The 16,078-nt window shown below is 41.1% G+C and carries 19 protein-coding genes and 1 pseudogene; 11 read left to right on the top strand and 9 right to left on the bottom strand.

Annotation, left to right across the window (positions count from 1 at the left end; genetic code table 11):
• Positions 1-87: 87 nt before the first annotated feature.
• Complete coding sequence (locus E6139_RS20785) at positions 88-1,020, bottom strand: YafY family protein (protein WP_316405455.1); 933 nt, start codon at positions 1,018-1,020, stop codon at positions 88-90.
• Positions 1,021-1,188: 168 nt separating this feature from the next.
• On the opposite strand from E6139_RS20785, the pseudogene E6139_RS22900 reads away from it, so the two are divergent.
• Positions 1,189-1,829: pseudogene (locus E6139_RS22900) on the top strand (type 1 glutamine amidotransferase family protein).
• A gap of 52 nt (positions 1,830-1,881) precedes the next feature.
• Here E6139_RS22900 and E6139_RS20770 read toward each other — a convergent pair.
• Positions 1,882-2,289 carry a YjdF family protein gene (locus tag E6139_RS20770; protein ID WP_316405452.1) on the bottom strand — a complete coding sequence of 136 codons (408 nt, stop codon included), beginning with the start codon at positions 2,287-2,289 and terminating at the stop codon, positions 1,882-1,884.
• A 637-nt stretch (positions 2,290-2,926) separates the two neighbouring features.
• On the opposite strand from E6139_RS20770, the gene spx reads away from it, so the two are divergent.
• Together spx and E6139_RS20760 are read left to right on the top strand one after the other, a co-directional pair.
• Positions 2,927-3,352: a transcriptional regulator Spx gene (gene spx / locus E6139_RS20765; RefSeq protein WP_316405451.1), complete on the top strand. Its 426-nt coding sequence runs from the start codon at positions 2,927-2,929 to the stop codon at positions 3,350-3,352.
• A gap of 209 nt (positions 3,353-3,561) precedes the next feature.
• Complete coding sequence (locus E6139_RS20760) at positions 3,562-4,155, top strand: hypothetical protein (protein ID WP_316405450.1); 594 nt, start codon at positions 3,562-3,564, stop codon at positions 4,153-4,155.
• Positions 4,156-4,210: 55 nt separating this feature from the next.
• Here the strand turns inward: E6139_RS20760 and E6139_RS20755 are convergent, their stop codons facing one another.
• Together E6139_RS20755 and E6139_RS20750 are read right to left on the bottom strand one after the other, a co-directional pair.
• Complete coding sequence (locus E6139_RS20755) at positions 4,211-4,843, bottom strand: pentapeptide repeat-containing protein (RefSeq protein ID WP_316405449.1); 633 nt, start codon at positions 4,841-4,843, stop codon at positions 4,211-4,213.
• A gap of 87 nt (positions 4,844-4,930) precedes the next feature.
• Complete coding sequence (locus E6139_RS20750; protein ID WP_316405448.1) at positions 4,931-5,458, bottom strand: GNAT family N-acetyltransferase; 528 nt, start codon at positions 5,456-5,458, stop codon at positions 4,931-4,933.
• A 138-nt stretch (positions 5,459-5,596) separates the two neighbouring features.
• Here E6139_RS20750 and E6139_RS20745 point away from each other — a divergent pair, with 138 nt between their 5' ends.
• Both E6139_RS20745 and E6139_RS20740 read left to right on the top strand, forming a co-directional pair.
• The gene (locus tag E6139_RS20745) at positions 5,597-6,028 is read left to right on the top strand and encodes a MerR family transcriptional regulator (RefSeq protein WP_316405447.1); all 432 of its coding nucleotides are present in this window, start codon (positions 5,597-5,599) and stop codon (positions 6,026-6,028) included.
• Between the two features lie 2 nt (positions 6,029-6,030).
• Positions 6,031-6,429, top strand: coding sequence for an FMN-binding protein (locus E6139_RS20740; RefSeq protein ID WP_316405446.1), 399 nt, complete (start codon positions 6,031-6,033; stop codon positions 6,427-6,429).
• 32 nt (positions 6,430-6,461) lie between these two features.
• On the opposite strand, the gene E6139_RS20735 is transcribed toward E6139_RS20740, so the two are convergent.
• The 3 genes from E6139_RS20735 to E6139_RS20725 are packed head-to-tail and all read right to left on the bottom strand — an operon-like array spanning position 6,462 to position 7,518.
• The gene (locus tag E6139_RS20735) at positions 6,462-6,626 is read right to left on the bottom strand and encodes a hypothetical protein (protein ID WP_316405445.1); all 165 of its coding nucleotides are present in this window, start codon (positions 6,624-6,626) and stop codon (positions 6,462-6,464) included.
• Positions 6,623-7,207, bottom strand: a complete 585-nt coding sequence (locus E6139_RS20730; RefSeq protein WP_316405444.1) for a DUF1700 domain-containing protein — start codon at positions 7,205-7,207, stop codon at positions 6,623-6,625. The genes E6139_RS20735 and E6139_RS20730 overlap by 4 nt, the downstream gene beginning before the upstream one ends.
• Positions 7,204-7,518, bottom strand: a complete 315-nt coding sequence (locus E6139_RS20725; RefSeq protein WP_316405443.1) for a PadR family transcriptional regulator — start codon at positions 7,516-7,518, stop codon at positions 7,204-7,206. The genes E6139_RS20730 and E6139_RS20725 overlap by 4 nt, the downstream gene beginning before the upstream one ends.
• A gap of 274 nt (positions 7,519-7,792) precedes the next feature.
• Here E6139_RS20725 and E6139_RS20720 point away from each other — a divergent pair, with 274 nt between their 5' ends.
• The gene (locus E6139_RS20720) at positions 7,793-8,914 is read left to right on the top strand and encodes a hypothetical protein (protein ID WP_316405442.1); all 1,122 of its coding nucleotides are present in this window, start codon (positions 7,793-7,795) and stop codon (positions 8,912-8,914) included.
• A 643-nt stretch (positions 8,915-9,557) separates the two neighbouring features.
• Here the strand turns inward: E6139_RS20720 and E6139_RS20715 are convergent.
• Entirely contained in the window at positions 9,558-9,926 is a 369-nt protein-coding gene (locus E6139_RS20715) for a DUF6713 family protein (RefSeq protein ID WP_316405441.1), read from the bottom strand.
• Positions 9,927-10,105: 179 nt separating this feature from the next.
• Here E6139_RS20715 and E6139_RS20710 point away from each other — a divergent pair, with 179 nt between their 5' ends.
• The 5 genes from E6139_RS20710 to E6139_RS20690 all read left to right on the top strand — a co-directional run bounded on the left by E6139_RS20710 (position 10,106) and on the right by E6139_RS20690 (position 15,458).
• Positions 10,106-10,786: a response regulator transcription factor gene (locus E6139_RS20710; RefSeq protein ID WP_316405440.1), complete on the top strand. Its 681-nt coding sequence runs from the start codon at positions 10,106-10,108 to the stop codon at positions 10,784-10,786.
• On the top strand, positions 10,779-11,768 hold the full coding sequence (locus E6139_RS20705) for a HAMP domain-containing sensor histidine kinase (RefSeq protein ID WP_316405439.1): 990 nt from the start codon (positions 10,779-10,781) through the stop codon (positions 11,766-11,768). Before E6139_RS20710 ends, E6139_RS20705 begins: the two co-directional genes overlap by 8 nt.
• Before the next feature lie 82 nt (positions 11,769-11,850).
• Positions 11,851-12,537, top strand: coding sequence for an ABC transporter ATP-binding protein (locus tag E6139_RS20700; RefSeq protein ID WP_316405438.1), 687 nt, complete (start codon positions 11,851-11,853; stop codon positions 12,535-12,537).
• Positions 12,534-15,101: an ABC transporter permease gene (locus tag E6139_RS20695; protein WP_316405437.1), complete on the top strand. Its 2,568-nt coding sequence runs from the start codon at positions 12,534-12,536 to the stop codon at positions 15,099-15,101. Before E6139_RS20700 ends, E6139_RS20695 begins: the two co-directional genes overlap by 4 nt.
• Before the next feature lie 48 nt (positions 15,102-15,149).
• A complete protein-coding gene (locus E6139_RS20690; RefSeq protein ID WP_316405436.1) occupies positions 15,150-15,458 on the top strand; it encodes a carboxymuconolactone decarboxylase family protein in 309 nt (102 codons plus the stop codon).
• 130 nt (positions 15,459-15,588) lie between these two features.
• Here the strand turns inward: E6139_RS20690 and tnpA are convergent, their stop codons facing one another.
• Entirely contained in the window at positions 15,589-16,062 is a 474-nt protein-coding gene (gene tnpA, locus E6139_RS20685; protein ID WP_316405435.1) for an IS200/IS605 family transposase, read from the bottom strand.
• Between the last annotated feature and the right edge of the window lie 16 nt (positions 16,063-16,078).

The following is a 16,078-nucleotide window of genomic DNA, read 5'->3' as shown; positions in this document are numbered from 1 at the left end:
AAAAAGTTGGCTACGAGAAAACACTGCTGGATTTCTCGTAGCCATTTTTTTGATTTATTATGAAGCAGATGGACACATTCTGTTCATTTAGTTTTCGTATAATGCAGCGATATTCTGTACTCTACGCTTCATCTCTGCTCGAATATGTGAAGGCTCCAAGCACTCGCAATGTTTTCCGAAGCTGAAAAGAATATTGTAGCAGTATTCGTTCTCGATAAATGGGAAGTCAACGATATAATGATCAGCACCATCTGGAGTGAAATTCTCATAGGCACAATAATCTAGCACTTGATCCATCACGGCGTTGTGAATGCGAAGCTTGATGGTTATTTGGATTGTTTCCAAAATATCATCGAAGTCCAGCTGTGGTTTTTGATAGTCTCGCGCTGTAAATGATTCCTCTTGCATCCGCAGATTTGTCATGCGCACAACTTTGAATAGGCGAAAGTCTTTTCTAATCAGACAATAGCCCTGCCAATACCAATGGCTGTTTTTCAATACAAGCTGATAAGGCTCAGCTGTTCTTGTGGTCTTGTTTCCGTGAGTATCGGAGTACTCGAATGAAAGCAGCTTATTATCTTGCATGGCGGCTTTGATTATTTCTAAATAAGGCTGGATATTTTTATTGCCAATCCAAGGACTTAGATCAATCGACAGCTGATTTGATTTTACCTCAATGTCTTTCGCCTGATCTGCAGGGATAAAGCTTTTGACTTTAGCTAAGGCATTTGTCAGTTCATTTCCCTGCATCATGCCGGATAGGCTGGAAAGCCCCAGCATAATAGCGGAAAGATCGGCGGACGAAAAGACTTTCTGATCGACCTTGTAATTTTCCATAATCTCAAAGCCGCCTCCGACGCCTGAAGTCGAGTGGATAGGAATGCCAGCCATATTGATGGTGTCGATATCGCGGTAGATCGTGCGAGAGGAAACTTCAAATTTATCTGCCAGTTCTTGTGCGCTGACTCTTTTTTTATCTAGCAGCAGCATAATGATGCTGAGCATCCGGTCCATCTTCATAAATGAGCCACCTTCCAAATTTTCTTATTTTAGTTTAGATTGTTGACATACTGTTGTCAACGATTGTCACGTATACTGTGTATATAGAAAGTTATTGAATGACATACGGCATTCGCATCAACCTAACTTTTTCTTAAAAACGATTACTTTAAAACAAGGAGGAAAATTATGAACACAATTTATGTTTATGTGATGGATACGTTAGCTGACTGGGAGTTGGGACACCTGACCGCGGAGCTGAATTCGGGTCGATTTTTCAAACAGAGAGCGCAACAAGTAACGCTTAAAACGGTAAGTTATTCGAAAGACCCGATTACAACTATGGGCGGGATGACGATTATTCCTGATTGTGCCATCGATGAGATCGTGGTGAGTGAAGCAAATATGTTGTTGTTGCCAGGAGCAGATACATGGAACGATCCAAAGCATGGCGCGGTCATCGAAAAAGCTAGTGCGTTCCTTTCTTCAGGTGCCAAGGTGGGGGCATCTGTGGAGCAACTGCTGCCCTTGCTAATGCTGGATTATTGGAGGAGCGGACACATACGAGCAATGGACCAGGATTTCTGGACATGATCGCTCCTAGTTACAAGGGTCAGAGCTTTTATGTAGACGAGCCATCGGTTGCGAAAGATAACCTGATCACTGCCAGCTCTACGGCCGGTTTGCTATGGGCAAAACAAATTATTGAGCAGCTAGATGTTTTTGAATCAAATACATTAGATGCCTGGTATAACTATTTCAATACTGGTGAGGCTGAGTATTTTTATGCCCTGATGCAGTCTTTGCCAGCTAAAAATAAAGAGGAATAACAGGGAAGTAAAAGAAGCAGCTCAGATCTATTTAGATCGGGCTGCTTCTTTCTTAATGTCCTTTATGCTTTTCACGTTTCTTGGCTTGCTTCTGTTGAAAACGTGCTTCAGCATACTCGGCTTTTCTTTGGCGCTTCTGTGATTTGTTCACTGCTTTTGCTTGATTACGGATTTCGCTGATGGCAAGCTGAGCTTTTGTAGAAACAACCGGCTGACGTTTTTCACGATTAATTAATCGCTGCATACGTTTCGGATTCAATTTCTTTTCAGACTTTTGCACAACGGCTACGGAACCGGACTGCTCTAGTAAGTGCGGCAAACGTTGGAAAATAAAGTCCCACACGTCTGCATCTTTTGGCTCTGCTCCAAAAACATGGCGAATCGCTTGATAATGGCCGTCTGTTTCAGCTTCAATCAAACCACACCAAAAACTGCCATCGAAGTAGATCGTCAACTTCATGATGACACCTCCCCTGATTTTATTTTCAAGCAATGGACAACCCAGGGAGGGCAGGTTACTGACATTTTCATGCGGCGGACTACCAACCGCCATGTGTTTTTATGCTCATCTTCAGTTTACTAGCTTCGAGAGGAAAAGCAAGCGTCAATTAACTTGATTAACTTCGCTTTCATAGGAGCGGCTTCTCATACAGAAGCTTTCTTTGCGCTTGCTATGTTAGGAAACATGGAAACCCTCATAATAATTTATATGGATTTTTTGACACGTTCAAATTTAAAACAAAAAAATCATTAAATTATTCAGCTGGTTATGACTGAAAAAAATAATTTTAGTTAGATAATCATATTTTTACTTCTTGGAGAAATATTTGAGTCAATCTCATGGGCATCATATCTGGTGGTTATGGAATATTTCATTTTCAGAGCTTAAATACTGATGTATCAATGTTTTGACAGCTGTTCCATTTATTCTCAATTGCATGATTGTTATAAAAATGGGTTGTTTTTACATGTTTTAAATACTATTTTTTGATACTTTTTAAAAATTAGATTAACAAAGGGTGGCAAGTGCTGTAACGTATTAGATGTAGAATAACAGAACATATTTAAAATGACTTTGCAGAAGGGTGTTAATCAAAATGATCAAATTATATGGCTCGGCTAGTTGTAACTCGTGCAGGAAAGCCAAAGCATGGCTAGAAGAACAAGGACTAGATTTTGAAGAAAGGAATATTATTACTGATCCTCTTACGAAAAGAGAATTGAAAGAGATTCTTGCAATGACAGAAACAGGCACTGAGGAAATCATCGCGACCCGATCAAAGGTCTATAATAAATTTACGTGCAACTTTAATGATTTGTCACTTAATGAATTAGTTCAAATCATCGAAGAGAATCCTAGCTTGTTGAAACGTCCAATCGTGATGGATGAGATGAGAATGCAGATTGGCTACAATGAGGATGAGATTCATCAATTTGTGCCACGCGAAGTAAGAAATCTGACCTCTAAGAGATTGAGTGAAATACTGATGTATATGGATTTAGAAAAACAAGGTGTTGTATAAAACGATTTTAGAAAAAGACATCGAATTAACAGCCATTGATTGGAATAGCTGTCCAAACTTGGTGTGAAGAATCAAATAATCGGTCAAACCAACACCTGCAGTCTACATTGCAGGTGTCTGTCTTTTTTTCAGAATTCCTTTTTAAGGATATTCTGATATGGAGGATATATTTTTCATTTGAGAAAAATATTGGTTGAAGGGGGCTTATAATGAATACAGATATTGAAAAGAAAGCGATCGACAGTATGACGAAGGCTGGGATCAGCTTGGATCATATCCAGCTGCAAAAAAGAATTATTTTTCAAGATACACATCTAGAGTACTATTATGACAAGATAGAAGATAGCGAGCGCCCACGGATAGACATCCCCGTTCAGAAAATTGTTGCAGTAAAAACCAATCAGACGATCGCAGGAAAATCTGTTTATGACCTTTTTATGGGGGCAGCTGAGGACGATCAAGAAGCTGCTAAGCTCGAAGAGAACTTGCGCTCTCTGGAGGAGAATGGGCTAGCCTCCCAACAAGCATTTTATGCTGGAAAGATCAATCTTGAGGGAGAGCATCCCATCAAGTTCAACCATTATCAGGATGATGATTGCTACATTCTCCAAGAGGATGGTATCTATCGGACAGTCGCGGCAAAAATGTTCGATGCTCCAGTAATGTCGGGTATCGTGACTGCTTATAAGTTGAATGAAGAGAAGAAGAAACAATACGAAGACTATGAATCGCTAAGAGACCTCCTGCGTTTAACGGATATCAAAGGACTAACGCTGGACCTATTTCAGGATAAAAAGGAATAAAAATAAAGGAATCCGATCGCTACTTTAAGTAAAAGTAGCGATCGGATTCCTTTATTTACATATATCCTTCAGCTTCCTTTCGGGTCAGCCAGAAGTGAATCCCGCCAGTAGAATCGGCCCAGCGATTGGGATTGAAATTCTCTGCCTCCACATATTCACCAACACGATAAACAAAATTTCCATCAACATATGAAACAGCTTCGTCATAGTCTTCGTTTGTATACATATCTTTAATAGTCAGTACCTTAGCTTTATCACATCGGCAGCAAGTGTTTGTTGCAGAAGTCCTGCGCGCATCGGCTGGGATCAACAGTTGAACGATTCGAAAATCAAAGCACTTTTTATAGCCGACAAAAGGGCCTTCTGCAGGGCAATACAAATCAAAAAATTGCGTCCGCTCATCGTGGATAATGTCCGTCAAATCAGCATGCTCCAGCATCGCGAAGAAGAGGTTTGCGCCAGAGATATCTGCGCCACGCAGGCTGCTGTTTTGAAAATCAGTTCCCTGTAAATCCGCATCTCTAAGAATCGCCTCTGAAAAGTCACAATCAATACATAAACAATTGCTAAAGTTCGCTCCAGTCAGATCCGCATTCGAAAAATCCACTTGCTCAAAGGTCATATCATGGAAATTAGCCTGCTGAATCCTGCGAAATGAGTAATCATGTTTCTTCAGCGTAGCGTTCATGAGCATCACGTCCTTTCTCAGACTTCTTCTCTATCCCTATTTTATCATCACATTCAACAGGAGCCTATTGATTTTAAAGGGAACGGCTTATAAATTGATCCAATAAACCTGAACCTCTTTTCCATCATCATGGATAAATTCTCTTTCTAAAATCCCGCCGTTTTTTAGAATCGTTTTGGCTGAAGGAATATTTTCTTTGTAGCAGGCTACCATCACTTTTTCCAACCCAAGCATTCTGCAATAGTCTAATCCTAAACGCAGAATCTCTGTTGCGTAGCCTTTCCCACGTTCGCTAGGGCGTACACCAAAACCGATATGCCCCCCAAATTCACGCAAAAACTCATTCAGTTCGTGGCGAATATTGATCGTTCCAATGACCTTTTGATCGCTATCCCGCAGAGCGATCAAGGTAGTAGAAACCACCCAATCAGGAGCGACTGTTGCTCTATCGGATTCTTTGGTCAGATGTGCCAGCCATGCACTGTAGCTCTCCATTTCTGTCAGCAATGACGAACCGTGTAGCGAATCTTCACCGACAGAAAAATGCTCTTCTGTGTAGTCCTTGACTGCTGCTTCATGACTTTTTCCGGGTTGGACTAGTTTGATTTTTTCCATAACCTTCACCTCTTAAGCTTTGTTTCTTATTGCTAGTGTAGCATGATTTTGTTGAATGAAATAGCTCATTCAAGGATGAAAAGGGCTTGACCTTCACCTGAAGTTGAATGTTAGGATGTAAAAAAGGGAGGGATTGGCATGTGGACGATCAAGCAGTTTTCGCAATTAACCGGCGTTTCCGCCGTTTCGCTGCGCTATTATGACAAAGAAGGAATTCTGCCATCGAAACGCTTAGAGAATGGGTATCGGTATTATGATCAGAAGGATTTATTGATCGTAAAAAATTTAGTTGTATTGAAGTACGCGGACTTTTCACTGGAGGATATCCGTACACTGACTTCTTTGTACCATGAGCCGGAAGGGCAGGATTGCAACGATAAGGCAAATGAAGTACTGATTCGCAATGTAAAAGCGATGAAAGAACGCATCCGCATGTTTCACCAGATCATCGAAGTCATGGAAGAGATCATGCCGCTTTTTGAGAATCACGAGCTGTATAAAATCAATAAATCGGAACTAAATGACAATATTGAAAAGCTTTTTGTTCAAATCGAGATCGAGAGGGAATAGTTATGACAAAGAAGGTGAAGATTATTTTGCTTGTAGTAGTGATTGTAGTCGTTCTGATCGGTGGTTATGGAGTCTTTTATTACAAACGTTATCTTGATTATAAACAGGCAGTTCAGACGATTCGTGTTGCTGAACCCGACTTAACGCAATTAAAGGATGGGGACTATGTAGGAGAGCACGATGTAGATTTTATTCGGGCGAAAGTAAAAGTTGAAGTGGCAAATCATCAGTTCCAGTCGATCAAACTGTTGGAGCATTACAATGATCGCGGCAAGAAAGCCGATGTTTTGCCAGGAAAAATGGTGGATCAACAAAAGATCAAGGTAGATGCCATTTCTGGAGCCACCAATTCAAGTAAGGTCATCCAAAAAGCCGTCGAAAAAGCGTTGATGAACGAATAAAAAGCTCGAATCCAGACGGATTCGAGCTTTTATTAATCTACATAAAACCCTACGACATTGTACCAATGACGGTCTTCATAATCCATTCGATAACGATCAGTAGAGAATCCGGATAACGCATAGCCTAGCATCATTAATAAGATTCCAGCCCCGATCAAATACGTTGCTACCTTTGGCAATAAAAGTTTGGATTTCATACTTGGACCACCTTTCTTTGGAAAATGTTGCGGCGAATGATCCGCATTAAGCTGCGGTGCATATTCATGAAGACTGCGCTGAACTTGTATGTCAGCCACATGCATAATAGACCAAAGCCGAACAGGAACATCCCTGCACCAAGTTGAGTAACCCCCATAAAGACTGAATTGAATAGAACAAATGGGCTGGTGAACGCTGCGGCTACACCGCCGATGATCGTTCCGGCAGCTAAGCAAGCACCCGTGAATGGAATACACCAGATAACGATATCAATACTTAAAAGAACAAAGAATGCTGCGAGTGCTAGACTTCCCCACAATGGAAAACCGAGAATCAACAGAGTGATCCAAAGCCAGTTAAACCGACGGGGAACCCTTACTTCCGTTGGGATACCAGCCGCTTCATAGGCTAATTGCTTGGGATCACCTAATTTCTTGACGGCAGCTCGTTCAGAATAGCCATCCTCCATCAAATCTAAAATCATTTCATCGTAATATTCAATCAAGCGATGGACTTCGCTAGGTCTGACTTCATAAGCTAAATAATTGCTTAGTTCCTTAATAAATTCCACTCGATTCATTCTTCGACACTCCTTTTAATGTAATAGTGAACTGCTTCTACGTCGTTCCATTCCTGTAAAAATTTCTGAATACTGGCAACTCCTTGATCCGTTAAATGGTAATACTTTCTCAAACGTCCATTGTGAACCTTTGAATAGGTAGAGACCTTATTATTTGTCTCTAATCTTTTTAAGATTGGATATAGTGTTGATTCAGTAATCTCAAGATGTGGATGGATTTCTTTCACGATTTGATAGCCGTAGGAATCAATGTCCACTAATGAGGCCAACACACAATACTCAATCAAACCTTTTTTTAATTGACTATCCATCAACAACACCTCTCTATACATCATACTATACATTACATAGTATAGGGAGGACTATAGGACTTTAGGCGTATTTTGCAAAAAAACATCTAAAGTTTTTCGCTGACTAATAGTATTGATTTGTTTTTACCAAAATATAGGTAATGTAATGTAAAAACACAATAATGATATATGCAAACTTTTTCATTTTTTGAATAAATTAGAATTGGTATTATTAGCCAACTAGCGTTATGATTTTTTTAAACAAACTTAATAGTAGAAAGAGGGAGCGAATCACATGGAAGCAAAAAAATCAGTTAAACCTTTAGGGCAGCGTCAGCTTATGAGTATGAAGAAACGAAAAGGGCTTGAGCAGAAAGTCATTTCTTATTATGAAGCGACCCGCGACGTGAATTCAGTCGTGGAATATCTGGTTGTGATTTTGTTGAGGGATGCGTTGGTTTTGCAGGATTTCTCCATGATGTGTGCTGATTTAGTCCGCCAATTATTTATGACGGCTGAACCCAATGATACATTGCGCAAATTTTGCGTATATTTCAAGTCTTTCTTTACTGTTGATGAGTGGCAGGAACAGGTCAAGAGAAGGCTGTTCGAAAATGAATCCGCTTACTTAAATACCACAGAAGAGGCACGTCGTTATAGTGAGCTGTTAAATACTCCAGGTACGGGAAAAATTGACCGTCCTGATCATAGGCATGACATAGTGGCAGTATTTGAAGATGCCAGCGGGAAAAAGCATCGCCTAAAAATACGAGACACCTATGAGAATTTAACAAAAGCCGAATCCGCACAGCGGTTGGAAATTCTGACTACTTTGACTATCCTGAAATCAACTAACGGCATGCGGCGTTTTGCAAAATTTATCGATTTAGATCGAACTGGGAAGATAAATACCTATGAGGAGGAGCCTGTTGAAGAAATACAGGGGGAATCAGTCGGATTTTCTGATCCGATCATGGAAGTAGAAGAAACTGCTGAGAAATTAATTGAGATCGTTGCACCAGAGGGAATAGACATTGATGCTCTAGCTTTAAATGAAGAGCAGCTTTTAGCGTTAGTACAAGCAGCCCATCCAAACATCCGCAGTTTGAAAAATATCCGCGTCGTCTTTATTGAGAAAGAACAGGAATTCTTGGAGGAAGAGATACCCATCCCGGATAAACGGACACAAGAAAACTCCAGTGGACAAGAGACAGGCGTAACTAAAAAAAAATCGAGTACAACAGCCGTCGCTGATCCGCCGCCTGCGAAAACTAAACAGAAGAAACCTCGAAACAGGCGGGAAGAGTATATATTAGATTTGGTCACACAGGCGTTAGCTAAGACGGGTCTAGGCAACAGCAACAGAAAGAAGGGAAACAACCGAAAAAAGAATGACGATCACACTATTTTCTATTAGAAGGTTCCGTTGCGGGAGGAGTTCTGTAGCTGGATTTAAGTGATTCTTCGTCGTTTAAAAGAGAATGGCGGCTTGCTTAACTAGTAAGCTCCGCTTATTAAGCGACCTCTCAATCCAGTAAAAATACCACAGCAGCCAAGCTGATTTGTGTGAAAAAAAACGGATCGCGACCGGTTTTCTTTGCTATGCCTAAAAAAATCAATGGTGTTTAGAATAGTGAAAAAATGTTTATTATGTGATGGGTATAATTTTTCTATAGATTCAGTAACCGTTTAATTGTGCGTAGAGAAAACGGAGCGATCAAGGGACGTTAACTGGTTTCATTTTTTTGTTTCTGATTATCAGGCGGTTAAGCTGAAACCAAAAACAAATAATGCAAAAAAAGCGAATAGTGAACTATGCGCTTTTTCGTGCTACACTTAAACTTGAGAGGGAACTATTTATCAAGTTTTTGACAAATTTGGATGAAAGAATCTTGAAATGAGAGCTCAGATTTTAAGGAGTTAGGGATTTCTATCCAGAATAATTGGTAATTTTGGACGTGTCGAATAAAGAAGCAAATTGTCATGGCATTTAGAAAAATATTCGTGATTAGTTGTTGGATGAATAGTTTTAGAAAAAGGACTCATGAAAATGGGTCCTTTTAGTGTGCGATCATCATCAAAATCAAATGAATTCCGGCAATGATCCCAGCGAAGTTAATAATTAACTTCGACCAAAAGCCAGTCAGATGATTCTCCGGATGCTTTCTGAAAAAGTAATGAAGAAGCAGATGACAAATAAGAAATAGATCAACAACGTAGAGAATGATTGTACTCTTCAATAGAAGGAAAAAGAGCACGAGAGCATATAAAACGATATGGGGTAGGGTAAAGACCCAATAAGCAGTCTGCTGGGGCAGATCTTTTAAAAAGATAAACAGCTTCCATTCTTTCTGGCCCACAGCATCCATTTCATGCGTCAGCAATAATGCTAATTCAAGTGCAAAAAGACCATTCAGCAACAACGACATATTTTCACCTCATTCTCACTCTAAATGGAGGATTTCTTATTTATCACTATAGCACAAAGGAATTCAGTGAAAAGATAAAAATAATAACAGGTTTCTATTTTGCATCGATTATTTAAGGTAAAATAAAACCAACGACAAGGATGCTTTTAATTATAGATAGTCAGGAAGGGAACGTTACGATGACACAGCTATTTTTAGTGGAAGATGACCAAGTGATCGCGAAAAATTTAATCATTTTACTCCAGTCTGAGGGGTTCACTGTGATCCACGCCGCAAGTAAAAGTGAAGCTCTGATGCTTCTGTCAGAAAATCGTTTTGATATTGCTTTGGTGGATATTTCTCTTCCTGATGGCAATGGCTTCACGGTCTGCACGGAAATAAAGGCTGAGCAAACGATTCCGGTTATTTTTTTGACGGCTTCTGGTGATGAGGCGAGTGTAGTGACGGGCTTGAACATGGGAGCTGATGATTATATCACGAAACCATTTCGACCACGGGAATTATTGGCGCGAATAAAAAATGCGTTGCGAAAACATGGGCAGGGACAGGCAATATTTGAGGTTGCTGGGATTACTGTCGACATTACCAGCAGTATCGTGCGAAAAAATGGCAATGAAGTTTTTCTTTCGGCTTTAGAATATCGTCTGTTGCTGGTATTCGTAAATAATCCGAAAATCATCATCACACGTGAACGATTGCTAGATGAAATCTGGGACGCGGCAGGCGAATTTGTGAATGACAATACCTTGACCGTTTATATCAAACGCTTGCGCGAAAAGATCGAGAATGAGCCGACAAATCCTCAAATCATTCTGACCGTTCGCGGAATGGGGTATCGCTTAGGAGGCAGCAATGTTTAGAAATCAGGAATTTCGCAGGTTCGCTTTGGTGTTTGCAGTGATCACAGTCATTTTGGCTGTGTTTGGTTTCAGTCAAAATACGGCCGCTGGGATGCTGGTCTTATTTACTGCGCTTATTTTTGGTGGTTTATTTTATGCTGCCACAAAAGCCCGTTATCAGAAAATCGCGCAAATTTCTGATCAGATTGATTTGATCCTGCACAACGAAGATCATTTATTTATCGAAGAGTTGGATGAAGGGGAGCTTTCGATCCTGCAAAGTGAGGTCGTCAAAATGACACTGCGGATTCGTGAACAGAATGCAGTCCTTAATAAAGAAAAGGAAAACTTAGCGGATTCGTTAGCGGATATCGCTCATCAACTGCGCACTCCTTTAACCTCAGTCAACCTTCTTTTGTCTTTGGCAGCGGAAAGCACTGATGAAAAAGAACGGAAAATGAATCTGCGAGAAATCGAAGCGTTACTTTTACGGATGGACGGCTTGATTACAGCGTTATTAAAGCTTTCGCGCTTAGACGCGGATGTTGTAGAGTTTCAAAATGCGTCAGTTAACGTGGCCGAGTTAGTAGAAACTTCTTTGCGCCCATTTTTAGTAGCACTAGATTTGCATGAGATTCAGGTAGTAACGTCTATTGCGCCAGAGAGTACGATCCAAGGTGACGAGATTTGGTTATCGGAAGCGCTGCAAAATATTCTAAAAAACTGTATTGAAAGTATTGGCAACCAGGGAACGGTTGAAATCAACGGAAGGGACAATCCACTATTTACCGAAATTACGATTCACGACAGTGGTAAAGGCTTTGAAGCAGCTGATCTGCATCACTTATTTGATCGTTTTTATCGTGGGAAAACTGGAAGTACAACTGGATTTGGCATTGGTATGTCTTTGAGCCAGTCGATCATTCAGCGTCAGGGCGGAACGATCGTGACAAAAAATTATCCTGATGGCGGCGCGCTATTTATCATTCGTTTTCCAAAGTGACGGATCTCTCACTTTGAAGTCACCGAGCTGAAAGGTGAAGCTTCTATTATATAGGTGAACCATAAGGAAGGGGGCTCATATAATGGAGCTGTTGAAAATCGAACATCTTAGCAAGGTTTATGGAAAAGGTGAGAACAAGGTCGTTGCATTGGATGACGTGTCTTTGACGATTGAAAAAGGCGAGTTTACAGCGATTATTGGAGCGTCTGGCTCAGGAAAATCCACGCTGCTCCATATGATCGGCGGTGTGGATGTGCCTACCAGCGGGAAAGTTTTTTTGGATGGACAAGATGTGTATGCGCAAAATAATGAAAAGCTGGCGATTTTTCGTCGGCGACAAGTTGGTCTAATCTATCAATTTCATAATTTGATTCCGACATTAAATGTGGTAGAGAATATCACACTGCCGGTTTTGATGGATAAGCGCAAGGTCAATCAAGAACGACTTACCGAATTGTTGGCGCTCTTAGGGTTAAGTCAGCGAAAAGATCATTTGCCGAATCAGTTATCCGGCGGACAGCAGCAACGGGTCTCAGTGGGACGGGCGCTGATGAATGCTCCAGCAGTCTTGCTGGCGGATGAACCAACAGGGAGCCTAGATAGTAAAAATGGGCACGAAATCATCAAGCTGTTGAAAATGAGCAATCGTAAATACGGACAAACCTTGATCGTCGTGACCCATGATGAAGAGATCGCACTGCAGGCAGATCGAATCATCGGTATTTCCGATGGACGTGTGACCCGTGATGAGAGGATGGTGCAATCATGAACATCTTCCATAAAGTCACGCTGCAAAATATGAAAAAAAACCGTACACGAACACTAGTCACGATTATCGGCGTCATTTTGTCGACTGCGATGATCACCGCGGTCGCCACCTTTGCTATCTCGTTGCAAGATTACATGGTGAGGGGCGCGGAGCGAAAATATGGCGATTGGCATGTTGAATTTTTAGACGTCAGCTCTGACTTTGCTAAAAAGCAGGCGCAGAATAAAGATGTTCTAAAAACCGCTGAGTATGAGGATATTGGATATGGCGAGTTAACTGGCGGAAAAAATCCCAATAAGCCTTATCTGTTTGTCGCAGGCTTTAATCAAAATACATTTGATACCTTGCCAGTAAAAATGCTATCCGGTAGGCTGCCGAAAAGCAGTCAGGAAGTTGTTATTCCAGCGCATGTTGCGGCGAACGGCGGAGTGAAATATGCAATTGGTGAGACTCTTTCATTAACGATTGGCGATCGCATGAAAGGAAATAAGCGTCTGAACCAGCACGATGCCTATGACGATCTACAAAAAGAGTTAGAATCATTGTCTTTGAGAGAAACCAGAAGCTACAAAATAGTCGGTATCTGCGAACGTCCTGGCTTTGAAGAAAAGAGCGCACCTGGTTATACCGTGATTACACTTGCCGAAAAAGCTGAGAAGCAAAAGAATCTCAGTGTCTTTGTCACGCTTAAAAATCCGAGAAAAGCCCGTTCTTATGCCGATAATACGGAAATAAATCAGTCTTATACCTTGAATGACGAGGTCCTGCGCTTTATGGGAGCATCCGATGATACAGTGTTTAATCTGCTGCTGTACTCCATTGGGACTATCTTAGTTGCATTGATTATGCTGGGCTCTGTCTTCTTGATCTACAACTCCTTTACAATCTCGCTGAACGAACGGATGCAGCAGTTTGGCATCCTAGCATCGGTTGGAGCAACACCGAAGCAGCTAAGAAATTCTGTTCTGTTTGAAGGTCTGTGCATCGGAATCGTTGCCATTCCATTCGGGATTCTATTAGGAATCAGCAGCATAAAAATTGTTATTACTCTTGTTGCCAAAAATTTCAACAATCTTCTCTATAGCAATAACTCACTAGACTTAACTTTGTCTGTTCCTATCCTATTGGCAGCGGCGGCAGTTAGCTTGATTACAATAGTGATCTCAGCTTCGATTCCCGCAAGAAAAGCGGCCAATACACCAGTAATGGAAAGTATTCGTCAATCGAATGAAATAAAAGTTTCTTCTAAAGATGTCAAAACGACCAACTTCTCGGAACGGATCTATGGCTTGGAAGGGATGTTGGCGCTAAAAAATTTTAAACGCAATAGAAAACGGTATCGGACGATTATCCTATCATTGGCACTGAGTGTTGTATTATTTGTGTCAGCGCGAGCTTTCGGCAGCTGTTTACAGGAAATTGCTAAACAATCGGTGGTAGATACGGATTATGATATTGTGTTTTCCAGCTCGGAACTATCGGAGGATGAATTGTTCCGTCTTTACGAGAAATTCCAAAAAGTCGAAGGAATTACCAGCAGCTCCTATCAAGCGATCGTGCAATATACTAGCCAAGTGAAGTCCAGTGATTTTTCTAGTCGTTATCGAGAACAGCTGGGACCAACTAATAAACAAAACCAACTATCCCTTGATATCCAGTTCATCGAGGACGAGGAATACTTAAAATTCATTCAAAGTATGGACCTGTCTCCCAAAGAGTACACAGGTGAAAATGGCAAAGTAATCGCTGTCGCAAAACAGAGGATAGATAAAGGGGAAGGGAAAACTGAGCTGATCGACTTGTTCGCCAAAGATGAACTGACTCTGACGGCTACGCCAGAAATCGCTGGAAAACCTGCTTGGGATCAGCAGAAAAAAATCAAGGTAAAATTTGCGGACACTTATCCGATGGATACGTTACCTAGACAACCGGCTGAAAAGAAGCCCTATGTTCTCATGGTAGTGGCACCTTATCAAATGAAGGATAAATTTTCGTTAACTGGTATAAATCAGGATATCGGCTTGACCTTTCTGTCGAAAAACGCCGCTTGGTCAACCGCAGAAATGAAAAAAATCATCGAACAGGAAGGGATCACGGCGCAATATGATTTGTATAACGTCAATGAGATCTTTGAACAAAATCGCAATACTATTTTTGTCGTCAATATCTTCAGTTATGTCTTTGTTGCGATGATCTCACTGATCGCGATCGCAAATGTCCTCAACACGATTTCAACCAATATCAAATTGCGAAGAAGAGAGCTGGCAATGCTGCGCTCGGTTGGGATGACGGATCGAGATTTCAACAAAATGATGATCTTTGAATGTATCTTTTATGGTTCGCGCTCGCTTCTATTGGGCGTTCCAGCCGCCGGCATCATTTCATGGCTGATTTACCAAGGCATGACAAAGGGTGGGGCAGAAATTGTGTTTCATTTTCCATGGAGTAGTTTGTTGATCAGCATCCTAGGTGTCTTTCTAATCGTAGTGATCACAATGCTCTATGCAGTCGATAAAATAAAAAAGGAGAATATTATCGAAGCACTGCGCGATGATCTAGCCTAAAGTATTGATAATCTGATACACTTATGGAAAAAAAGGGAGTGTATCCAGATGACTATAAGCAATTCTTTTGAAACATTTGCGAAAGAAGCACCAGAGTATCAAAAAGCCTTCAACGAAATGATCCATTCGTGGGGAGAAATCAGTGTGTTAGACGATAAGACCCAGCACTTGACCTATCTTGCCGTTTTAGCCGCAACTGGGAAAACAAGCGGATTACCATTTCATGTCATGCTAGCCAAGAAAGCCGGAGCTACTCGTGAGGAAGTGATCAGCACAATCATGGTCGGTTTACCAGCTGTGGGAAATGAAGTACTGAATGCTTTGCCAGCTGCTTTAGAGGCTTACGATAAAAATTAATCATGACCACCCGTGAAACGGGTGGTTTGTTCTTCGGCTAGAAGCCTCTCTTACCGGCCTCGGCCTAAAAGGCCCTCTGAAAGCTTCCCCCCGCACCACTTCTACTCGCTGATTCTAAAAGAATCTCGCTCTATCTCTTTTTATTTTTTGCTCCTGTAAACGGGTCTATCTCTTCGAACAACGTAAGCTGATCTGCTGAATAATCTTCTTTTATTTGTTTACGAATATACTCAGCTATCTGCTCCTTATTCCGTCCAACCGTGTCCACGTAGTACCCTCGACACCAAAATTTTCGGTTCCCATAGCGATATTTCAACTCTGCATGACGGTCGAATATCATTAAACTACTTTTTCCCTTTAAATAGCCCATGAATTGCGAAACACTTAACTTTGGTGGAATACTTACAAGCAAATGAATATGATCTGCACAGGCATTTGCCTCAATGATCTCTACTCCTTTTCTTTCACAGAGCGTGCGAATAATCTCACCTATACTTTCTCTATATTTTCCGTAAATGATCTGTCTCCGATATTTTGGCGCAAACACGATGTGATACTTACATCTCCATTTACTATGTGATAAACTTTCTTTGTCCTTTTCCATAAGGACACCTCCTATC

Origin of the sequence: Enterococcus sp., from assembly GCF_032555305.1 — a bacterium.
GTDB lineage: Bacteria > Bacillota > Bacilli > Lactobacillales > Enterococcaceae > Enterococcus_A.
The sequence above is the reverse complement of the archived record's forward strand: the minus strand, read 5'-3'. Positions and strand labels throughout refer to the sequence as shown.

What these genes read in the sequence shown, in the direction of transcription:
- E6139_RS20740 (WP_316405446.1), top strand. Translation starts at nt 6,031, where the DNA reads ATGACAAAGAAGGTGAAGATTATTTTGCTTGTAGTAGTGATTGTAGTC.
- E6139_RS20700 (WP_316405438.1), top strand. Translation starts at nt 11,851, where the DNA reads ATGGAGCTGTTGAAAATCGAACATCTTAGCAAGGTTTATGGAAAAGGT.
- E6139_RS20750 (WP_316405448.1), bottom strand. Translation starts at nt 5,458, where the DNA reads ATGGAAAAAATCAAACTAGTCCAACCCGGAAAAAGTCATGAAGCAGCA.
- E6139_RS20720 (WP_316405442.1), top strand. Translation starts at nt 7,793, where the DNA reads ATGGAAGCAAAAAAATCAGTTAAACCTTTAGGGCAGCGTCAGCTTATG.
- E6139_RS20715 (WP_316405441.1), bottom strand. Translation starts at nt 9,926, where the DNA reads ATGTCGTTGTTGCTGAATGGTCTTTTTGCACTTGAATTAGCATTATTG.
- E6139_RS20755 (WP_316405449.1), bottom strand. Translation starts at nt 4,843, where the DNA reads ATGAACGCTACGCTGAAGAAACATGATTACTCATTTCGCAGGATTCAG.
- E6139_RS20725 (WP_316405443.1), bottom strand. Translation starts at nt 7,518, where the DNA reads ATGGATAGTCAATTAAAAAAAGGTTTGATTGAGTATTGTGTGTTGGCC.
- E6139_RS20760 (WP_316405450.1), top strand. Translation starts at nt 3,562, where the DNA reads ATGAATACAGATATTGAAAAGAAAGCGATCGACAGTATGACGAAGGCT.
- E6139_RS20770 (WP_316405452.1), bottom strand. Translation starts at nt 2,289, where the DNA reads ATGAAGTTGACGATCTACTTCGATGGCAGTTTTTGGTGTGGTTTGATT.
- E6139_RS20735 (WP_316405445.1), bottom strand. Translation starts at nt 6,626, where the DNA reads ATGAAATCCAAACTTTTATTGCCAAAGGTAGCAACGTATTTGATCGGG.
- E6139_RS20745 (WP_316405447.1), top strand. Translation starts at nt 5,597, where the DNA reads ATGTGGACGATCAAGCAGTTTTCGCAATTAACCGGCGTTTCCGCCGTT.
- E6139_RS20695 (WP_316405437.1), top strand. Translation starts at nt 12,534, where the DNA reads ATGAACATCTTCCATAAAGTCACGCTGCAAAATATGAAAAAAAACCGT.
- E6139_RS20730 (WP_316405444.1), bottom strand. Translation starts at nt 7,207, where the DNA reads ATGAATCGAGTGGAATTTATTAAGGAACTAAGCAATTATTTAGCTTAT.
- spx (WP_316405451.1), top strand. Translation starts at nt 2,927, where the DNA reads ATGATCAAATTATATGGCTCGGCTAGTTGTAACTCGTGCAGGAAAGCC.
- E6139_RS20690 (WP_316405436.1), top strand. Translation starts at nt 15,150, where the DNA reads ATGACTATAAGCAATTCTTTTGAAACATTTGCGAAAGAAGCACCAGAG.
- E6139_RS20705 (WP_316405439.1), top strand. Translation starts at nt 10,779, where the DNA reads ATGTTTAGAAATCAGGAATTTCGCAGGTTCGCTTTGGTGTTTGCAGTG.
- E6139_RS20710 (WP_316405440.1), top strand. Translation starts at nt 10,106, where the DNA reads ATGACACAGCTATTTTTAGTGGAAGATGACCAAGTGATCGCGAAAAAT.
- tnpA (WP_316405435.1), bottom strand. Translation starts at nt 16,062, where the DNA reads ATGGAAAAGGACAAAGAAAGTTTATCACATAGTAAATGGAGATGTAAG.
- E6139_RS20785 (WP_316405455.1), bottom strand. Translation starts at nt 1,020, where the DNA reads ATGAAGATGGACCGGATGCTCAGCATCATTATGCTGCTGCTAGATAAA.